The sequence below is a fragment of the Photobacterium frigidiphilum genome (assembly GCF_003025615.1).
GTDB classification, from domain to species: Bacteria; Pseudomonadota; Gammaproteobacteria; order Enterobacterales; family Vibrionaceae; genus Photobacterium; species Photobacterium frigidiphilum.
Genome location: NZ_PYMJ01000050.1, coordinates 19,998 through 27,716, shown reverse-complemented (window position 1 = coordinate 27,716; position 7,719 = coordinate 19,998). Strand labels below are relative to the sequence as shown.

Sequence of the window (7,719 nt, the reverse complement as noted above, 5' to 3'; positions counted from 1 at the left end):
CCCTTTGGCGGTGGTGCGCGCCACTGCCCCGGTGAAACACTGGCTTTTATGGAAACAAAAATGGTCATCGCCATGCTATGCCAGCAATTTGACATCTCTCAGCCGGAGAGCCCGCCAGTAGTGGAGGAGTATGCCATTACCATGCGACCCAAGAACCTTCAGATCTGTTTGCGACTCAAACCTGTGGGCAGATAACCCGCCCACAATACCGCTGTCTAGTGTTTCAACAAAAACCACCTCCATTGGAGGTGGTTTTCACGATAGTGCCTCTTGAAGCTTCCTCATTCGAGTTGCGAACATCAGCACTGCATAAATTCAGTCAAATGACGTTCAATGAGCCAACATAACTTCTAGAATTGGCGATTAATAGAACGCCAATCAAATACTCGCCTTCTGCAACAGCATTAATTAGAGGCGCAGAAGTGATACCTAGATCCTTACTTCACTCAACCATTCAATGTTGCCCTCAATGTCTTCAAGAAGATGGTTATGCTTCGTATCGTTGGCACTTCATTGGTTACAGCTATTGCCACCGGTGTTTTATCAAATGCATGTCGATTCAACTGATACTCTTTGTCCCATTTTTGCACTGGCAAAGCGCCGAATATTTTTACCACGTGATTTCGTCAAGTTACGAGCAGGGCTGGTGAAGGCACTTTCAAGTGCATCTAGCACCATTGAGGAGGGGGTAGGAATGATAGCCATAAATATTGCCTCTTTCACCATATGTCGTAAACTTACAAAAGTATGGTACCGAAAGAAGCAATATCAAGTTATGGTTGTTTCAACATTAAAAGAGGCAATATCGAGTTTATTCTTTACCGTAAACGTTGTTTTCTTGCTCTTGTACACGGATGAATGTCGCGCGTTTTGTTAGCTCTTTAAGTTGCGCTGCACCAACGTACGTACAAGTTGAGCGGATGCCACCCATGATATCTTGGATAGTATTTTCAACGGGGCCACGGAAAGGCAATAGCACGGTTTTACCTTCAGCTGCACGGTACTTAGCCACACCACCTGAATGCTTAGCCATAGCTGACTCAGAAGACATTCCGTAGAATTTCATGAACATTTCGCCATCTTTCTCAATAACTTCGCCGTTGCTTTCTTCATGACCCGCAAGCATACCGCCAAGCATTACGAAATCAGCACCGCCGCCGAATGCTTTAGATACGTCACCTGCACAAGAACAACCGCCGTCACCAATAATACGACCGCCTAGGCCGTGTGCTGCGTCAGCACATTCGATGATTGCAGAAAGCTGAGGGTAACCAACACCTGTTTTAACTCGTGTCGTACAAACAGAGCCTGGGCCAATACCCACTTTAACAATGTCTGCACCAGCAAGGATGAGCTCTTCAACCATATCGCCAGTTACAACATTACCCGCACTGATTACTTTAGTAGGGAATTCAGCACGTACTTTTTGTACGTACTCTACAAGGTGCTCTGAGTAACCGTTAGCAATATCAATACAGATAAAGATTAGGTCTTCAGTTAACGCCATGATGTCTTTCGTTTTTTGAAAGTCAGCTTCAGAAGTACCTGTTGAAACCATTGCGTTATTAAGTACGGCAGCATCATTATTTTTAACGAAACCAGCCCAATCATCTACAGTGTAGTGTTTGTGGATTGCAGTCATCACGTTATGCTTAGAAAGTGATGCCGCCATTTCAAAGCTACCCACTGAATCCATATTAGCAGCAATGATTGGTACACCAGACCATTGACGACCACTATGTTTGAATGTAAAATCGCGGGTTAATTCAACTTGAGAACGGCTTTTTAACGTTGAACGTTTTGGACGAAACAGTACATCTTTAAAACCTAACTTCAAGTCTTGTTCGATACGCATGGTAATTCCTTAATCTTATCGAATATTGCTCTGCGAAGCGTTTACTGGCAGGTAATCGTTTTCGTCTTATGAGCAGGCACAAAAAAACCGGAGCGTTGGCAGACGCTCCGGTTTTCAGTATTATAGAGCCAGAAACTTTTTTAACAAGTCTAATAATACGATTTTTTTTGTGATATCATCCGTCAGATTACATCTACAGAAAATGCGATTTCCCTCCTATTTTTATCTGATTTCCCTAATTTTTAATCAATCTCTTTCATTTTGCTCAAATCCTTGCATAATTCATCATTCCTTCGTGTTTTCCGACTATATTTCATACAGAAAGAAGTTAGTTGTAAACATTGCACAATGGATAGGTTAGTTTTTTGAATAAAAGAAAAATAAAAAAAATATTCCCACTCGATTTTTTTGGGGAAGATGGCAGTTGGCGTTTTATTATACGGGCAGAAAGCCCTGATGAAATTATTGATGCGATGTATTGGCGTGCATATATTTCGTGTCATCGTAAAGATTTTGATTTACTGCATTTAGCAACAGATAAGTTTAATTATAAGTACCATTACTCATCATCTGATTCTTCAGAGCTGCATTATGGTTTAGGTGGTGAACCAATGCGGATGAATATGATGGGCCCTATAGTCCCAATTTCTGTGATTCTTAAGAAATGGGGCAATGCTGTAAGTGTTGTTGCTTAATGTATTAATCTGATTAATCACCAGCTTTAAGTAAAATGACGGGATGCTCTAAAGGTGCTATCCCGTTTTTTTTATTTAAAATTTATACATCTTTATAAAGATACCCAAGTTAAATATGAAAAGCTGGACAGTGGATGCTTATAAAAAGTAATCAGAATAGCCACCTACTGAGTGTCAACAAAAAAGGCCACTTTTCAGTGGCCTTTTTTGTATCTAAAAATTAGCGTTGTACTTTCCTACAATAAAATCATCTACTTGTGATTCGAGGGCATTAGAAGCTGGTTATGCTCACAAACACCGAAATCAAAATACCACCAAGCATAGGAACAGTTGTCCGTTTCGCCAACTCAAACGGTGACACATCTGCCACCCCAGCAATCGCCACCATATTAGGGGCAATCGGTGAAATATTACGGCTCATACCAGCAACAAACTGCATCGGTAGCAACATCATTACAGGGGCAATACCCATCTTACCTGCAATCTCTGGCACTAAATTGGCAAACGAGAAAAATGCAGCGTTACCCGACCCCATTAAAATTGCAGATACCATAATGATTGCCACCATCACGATAGTCATCAGTATCGGACCAAAACCTGCTGATTCAGCCGCATTCACGATCACATCAATCGCACCGATGGTTTTCAAACCTTGTGCAAAGGTTTGACCTGCGACGATAAATGTCACCACATTCGCAAACTGACGTCCCATACCATCAAAGAAGATTTGGATGGAATCGACAACCGCTTTAGCATTATCACGGCGAACAAATTCAAAACCAAGAGTCAGTACAATCGATACCAGCATTGCTGTGGTCACGTCCATTTTAATGCTACTGATCATTAACTTGCTGAACGTAAAAATTAATACCAAGGGTATAACGGGTAAAATGGCATAAATTGTTGGTGCCGGTGCATTTCCCTCATATTGCTTTTCGTGCGTTTCTAATTGTTCATTCAAGTGACGGTGCTCGCTGGCAATATGGCCACTTTGTACATCAAAATACTTCTGTACCACAATATGCAGCACAGCAATCACAAGTAACGCCGCTGTCGCTACCACCATTTGGTATTGCACGACGTAATCAACAACATCGATGCCAATAATTTCAGCTGCAAAATTCACGTTACCTTGGCCAGGACCCATTTCTACCGCCACTGCCGTTGCAATCGGCGCACATGCCGATAAACGACTTAAACCCACGCTGCGCATTAACGGGTATAACGTCACCATTAACAGCACCCCCAAACCGGAGGCGCTGGTAATAAAAATCGACAGAAATTCACCAATCACAAAACACATGGCCATAAATAAATACGGCATGTGTTTAATACGTGCCAATGGACGGGTTAATACGCGAACTAATGCTTCTGATGCTCCGATTTCATGCATATAGAATGCGAAACCAGCGATAGCCATGATCTTTAAACCAAGGCCTGCACTTTGGCTCGAAAAGGTATTTTTAATAAATTGGAAAACATCGAGCCACTGCGATCCTGTCGAAGCACTTTCAGGCAAAGGTAAGCCCTGCCCTATTAACATGGCTGCGACCATTAACACAATACCACCAGCCATCAAAATGGCTTGAGCTTTATACCCTTTTAAAACAAATGTCGCGACAAAAGCCGTCACGATCAACGCTATAATAATAGATAACATACAATCCCTTAAATACAGTCCTGCGAATGATTTCGATATAAATAAACCCGTATTAAACGAGTAGTGGTAAGGCTGTTAGCGATAAAAAACTGGCAGCAAGTACCATCATTGGGGTTATTCATGGTGGAAATAATCGATAAATATAATACGGGCGTAGTCTACAGCGGGAACTGAATAAATAGTGTGATTACACTAACGAACGTAAGGTAGAATAAATACACATTAAAAATGAAACAAAAAGCACAAGACATTGAAAAATAAAGAATAATTCAAACATTCCGTATGGCTCAATTTATCAATGTAATATTGACAATTTAACACTCGCATTTAATTAAAAAATAAACTGAATCTATTTAAAATTTAACCTTTCCCATTGCTATCTTTATTTAACAATTATATAACTATATTTTCATTAATTCAGGCATTCATAGGACTACAGTAAAAATAATACTATTACAGAGCTCATTGATTACATACTGTTATCATTATTAGTACTTTTATTCCAAGAATCAGACTTAGCAATTATCTGATTAACGATCACCGCTAACTCTTTTCCTTTTAAGGTTAAACCATAATTGACCGTTACTGGGATCGTTTCTTGCTGCTCTCTCCAGATAAATTGTTCTGCTTCCAACAATTTCAACCTTGAGCTGAGAACTTTACTGGATACTAATGCTAATTCTTTTTGTATTTGTCCAAATCTCATCACTTCTTTCTGATTAAGTAAAAAGACAATATGTGCAGTCCATTTCGTCGATATCAACGATAAATATTTATCAACATTGCAGTACCCTTCAGGTGCAGTGACATGTCGCATTTTACTCTCCTCTACATTTTAGTTTTCTAAGGTATCATTTACTTATTAAAAACGCCCTACTAACTAAAAGGTAATTAGTTACCTTCTGGTAACTAATAGTAAAAAGGCAGTAATTTCAGTATCGTAACTTCATCGCTTAATACATTTAAGGAATGAAAGATGAATACAATCAAGATACTACTAATTTCAATATCCATTTTTATTTTTAACGCAAATGCCAATGAAGCTGTTAATTATCCAAAACCACAATCACCTGATGAGCTTCATTCTCTTTTCGCTCAATACTTTCAAGGCAAAAATCTTGAAGGACTAAAAACCTTATTTGCTAAAAATGCCAAATACATTCTTGATGTAGAGGGCAATACAGCTATTGGACAGGACGAAATCGCTAAAGCATTAAAGCCATACTTAAGTTTTGACAGTGAAATGTTGACATTATCTAAGTCTATTCATATTAATGGCAACATTGCTTTAATCCGTTCTGATTGGAAAGTCGCTAATAGTAAGATTAGCGGTACTGCGCTGGAAGTTATGCAGTACCAAAACGGTGGATGGGTCTACATAATTGATAATCCAAATGGGTATTAAAAGGAGCGACTCTCTAGAAAGACAATTCTAAATGCACTCACAGTTAGTTATGCCACTCTACCTATTTGATACTCAAAGAAAGTGTATCCAAAATCGTTTGTAGATATAGGGAAAAGCTGTTGGACGAATACCACAACAGCTTATTCATACATAAAAAGGTTACCCATTAAGTACAACACGATGCATCAGCTTCGCATCAAATCTGCCATTTCAAGCAGCGATTGCTCAATATAAATTCGCATCAACTCGAGTTTGTCCTGCATATCGGTTCGACTTGTTATATTGAAGCAGATGGAGTCATTTCGCTTAAAGTATCTAATTCCGTAACCATCATCGACAAGCGGACCGTAACCCGCTAATTCAACGCCATATTCTGACGTGGTGCTAGTACAAACGACGCTGTGAGTCAGGGCCTGATATCCTCCGTTGGTAAATATTTCTGGAAGCGTATCAATTCCGATGTCACGGCCAGCGACTTTATAGCGGTATTTAAGCGCGAGTAAATGGGTGTAAACCCCATGACCAAACCTGCACTCATTCGCCCTTTCGATGTGTTTTTGTGCTGCTTTAATAAGTGAATCTTTTTTAGCTTGAGTACTACAATCAGGGTCACGCATATTGTGAATAAACGCCATCGACTCAGGCGTAACGGTATACAAAACATCAAGACGCCCATCAAGAAACGTTCTGGTCATTACGGCTTCATAAGCACTGTAGCACTTTCCATAAAGCTTATATTCCGCTAATTGTAACGCCAACTGAACGAATGCATCGGGGCTCACGCCAAATTGCTTGATCTGATTCTTGCCAAACTGAGTGAAATTCAACACCCTAATTTGATTATTAGCCGAGTGTTGAGCAAACAAATCGACGGCTGCACGAATCGTCTGTATTAGTGCACTATCTAAATCAAACTTAATGTCTTCGACTGTTGAGGTCTGTGATCCCTTTCCCTCAACAGGAGCGTTCCTATCATCAAAAGAAATCTGATCAATCGTGTCATAGATATGTGCAACCAAACGAAGCATAACGGAACCATCAACCCCTGTATGCTCGAAATTGATCCCCGTTTTACCATTTTTAAAGACGATAAATTGCAGTGATTTATCGAAAAAACGATCTTTTCCATCTCCATGCAATAACTGCTTAGATACCTCAGTTATCTCTTCTGGGATATTTTCATCCAAACATAAGGCAAAAGCAGCGTCTTCAATGATTGTCATCGATTCTCTGTTATTAACCGATATCTGAAGCAAATTTGCCCTGCTTTTTGCCCAAGCATCTCGCGGCATTGTTGTTAGCACGCCTACGTTTTGCCCTTCCCCTGAAATAGAAAGAATGCAATCGAGATCGGATTCAATCGCTGATGGCGATCTGATATTTCCTTTTTCATCAAGAATATCAACCTGATATATACGCTGTTTATGCATTACCACAATATGCTTTCTGGACGATGAAACTTTGAGTTCATCCATGCCCTGTTGCGCTATTCTTGTTGAAGAAAAAAGATTGTTGTACTGATTCATGCAAAGCGGCATATCTTTTTGCATATCAACCGTGAGCTCTTTTTTATCAAGCAAAGAGATAAAATTATAAACGCTGACAATAAGCGCTGTGGCAATATTCGCTTGTGAGTTATCTTTTTCATTAAGCTTACTTTTCAAGTAATAAAAAACATTACTGTTGATCGCCAAAGGGCCTCGTGATTCCAAGTAAATATCTCGCCAAGCAGGTGCAGACCAGTTTGAAGGTGCATGTTTATTCCCCCATTCAATCAGCTCATTTTGTAATTTTTCGCCGTCTCCGTCAGGCAGAAGAAATTGCTCGATCACTTTTTTTGTTCTGGTTTGTTCTTCTTGTGTTAATAACGGCTCAGCCCATTCAATAAGCTTATGACAAGTTTGCTTTAAGCTTGGCACTGGCATTATCGGCAACTCTTTTTGACAACTAAATGTATTTCCCATTAATTTTTAACTCCTTGGGGGTTTGTCTATTTTTTAAATGGGTTTTGTTGAGCGCGATTATTTCCATCGCTAGGCGGTAAAAATAAAGTGACACGCAGAGTAAGCCTAAGCTCTAATAACGGCTTTTAAGGCTTATACCA

The 7,719-nt window shown here is 39.8% G+C and carries 8 protein-coding genes and 1 pseudogene; 4 read left to right on the top strand and 5 right to left on the bottom strand.

Going from position 1 to position 7,719, the window contains the following annotated elements; translation table 11 throughout:
* Positions 1-195: cytochrome P450 (locus C9J12_RS27260; RefSeq protein WP_146150121.1), on the top strand; the 195-nt coding region annotated here is incomplete at its 5' end.
* 161 nt (positions 196-356) lie between these two features.
* Positions 357-524: pseudogene (locus tag C9J12_RS31665) on the top strand (TniQ family protein); the annotation flags it as partial.
* A 19-nt stretch (positions 525-543) separates the two neighbouring features.
* On the opposite strand, the gene C9J12_RS31290 reads toward C9J12_RS31665, so the two are convergent.
* Together C9J12_RS31290 and C9J12_RS27245 are read right to left on the bottom strand one after the other, a co-directional pair.
* Positions 544-705, bottom strand: a complete 162-nt coding sequence (locus tag C9J12_RS31290; RefSeq protein WP_227876489.1) for a hypothetical protein — start codon at positions 703-705, stop codon at positions 544-546.
* Positions 706-811: 106 nt separating this feature from the next.
* Positions 812-1,855: a GMP reductase gene (locus C9J12_RS27245; protein WP_107246021.1), complete on the bottom strand. Its 1,044-nt coding sequence runs from the start codon at positions 1,853-1,855 to the stop codon at positions 812-814.
* A gap of 365 nt (positions 1,856-2,220) precedes the next feature.
* Here C9J12_RS27245 and C9J12_RS27240 point away from each other — a divergent pair, with 365 nt between their 5' ends.
* On the top strand, positions 2,221-2,550 hold the full coding sequence (locus C9J12_RS27240; protein ID WP_107246019.1) for a hypothetical protein: 330 nt from the start codon (positions 2,221-2,223) through the stop codon (positions 2,548-2,550).
* 271 nt (positions 2,551-2,821) lie between these two features.
* Here C9J12_RS27240 and dcuC read toward each other — a convergent pair whose 3' ends face one another.
* Together dcuC and C9J12_RS27230 are read right to left on the bottom strand one after the other, a co-directional pair.
* A complete protein-coding gene (gene dcuC / locus C9J12_RS27235) occupies positions 2,822-4,210 on the bottom strand; it encodes a C4-dicarboxylate transporter DcuC (RefSeq protein ID WP_107246016.1) in 1,389 nt (462 codons plus the stop codon).
* 469 nt (positions 4,211-4,679) lie between these two features.
* A complete protein-coding gene (locus C9J12_RS27230) occupies positions 4,680-5,027 on the bottom strand; it encodes a winged helix-turn-helix transcriptional regulator (RefSeq protein ID WP_107246013.1) in 348 nt (115 codons plus the stop codon).
* A gap of 159 nt (positions 5,028-5,186) precedes the next feature.
* Here C9J12_RS27230 and C9J12_RS27225 point away from each other — a divergent pair, with 159 nt between their 5' ends.
* Positions 5,187-5,615, top strand: a complete 429-nt coding sequence (locus C9J12_RS27225; protein ID WP_107246009.1) for a DUF4440 domain-containing protein — start codon at positions 5,187-5,189, stop codon at positions 5,613-5,615.
* A gap of 185 nt (positions 5,616-5,800) precedes the next feature.
* On the opposite strand, the gene C9J12_RS27220 is transcribed toward C9J12_RS27225, so the two are convergent.
* Positions 5,801-7,579, bottom strand: coding sequence for a choline/carnitine O-acyltransferase (locus C9J12_RS27220; protein ID WP_227876488.1), 1,779 nt, complete (start codon positions 7,577-7,579; stop codon positions 5,801-5,803).
* Positions 7,580-7,719: the final 140 nt, after the last annotated feature.

Bases quoted from the DNA above. Each gene is read 5' to 3' on its own strand.
- C9J12_RS31290 (WP_227876489.1), bottom strand. From the start codon at position 705: ATGGCTATCATTCCTACCCCCTCCTCAATGGTGCTAGATGCACTTGAA.
- C9J12_RS27245 (WP_107246021.1), bottom strand. From the start codon at position 1,855: ATGCGTATCGAACAAGACTTGAAGTTAGGTTTTAAAGATGTACTGTTT.
- dcuC (WP_107246016.1), bottom strand. From the start codon at position 4,210: ATGTTATCTATTATTATAGCGTTGATCGTGACGGCTTTTGTCGCGACA.
- C9J12_RS27230 (WP_107246013.1), bottom strand. From the start codon at position 5,027: ATGCGACATGTCACTGCACCTGAAGGGTACTGCAATGTTGATAAATAT.
- C9J12_RS27225 (WP_107246009.1), top strand. From the start codon at position 5,187: ATGAATACAATCAAGATACTACTAATTTCAATATCCATTTTTATTTTT.
- C9J12_RS27220 (WP_227876488.1), bottom strand. From the start codon at position 7,579: ATGGGAAATACATTTAGTTGTCAAAAAGAGTTGCCGATAATGCCAGTG.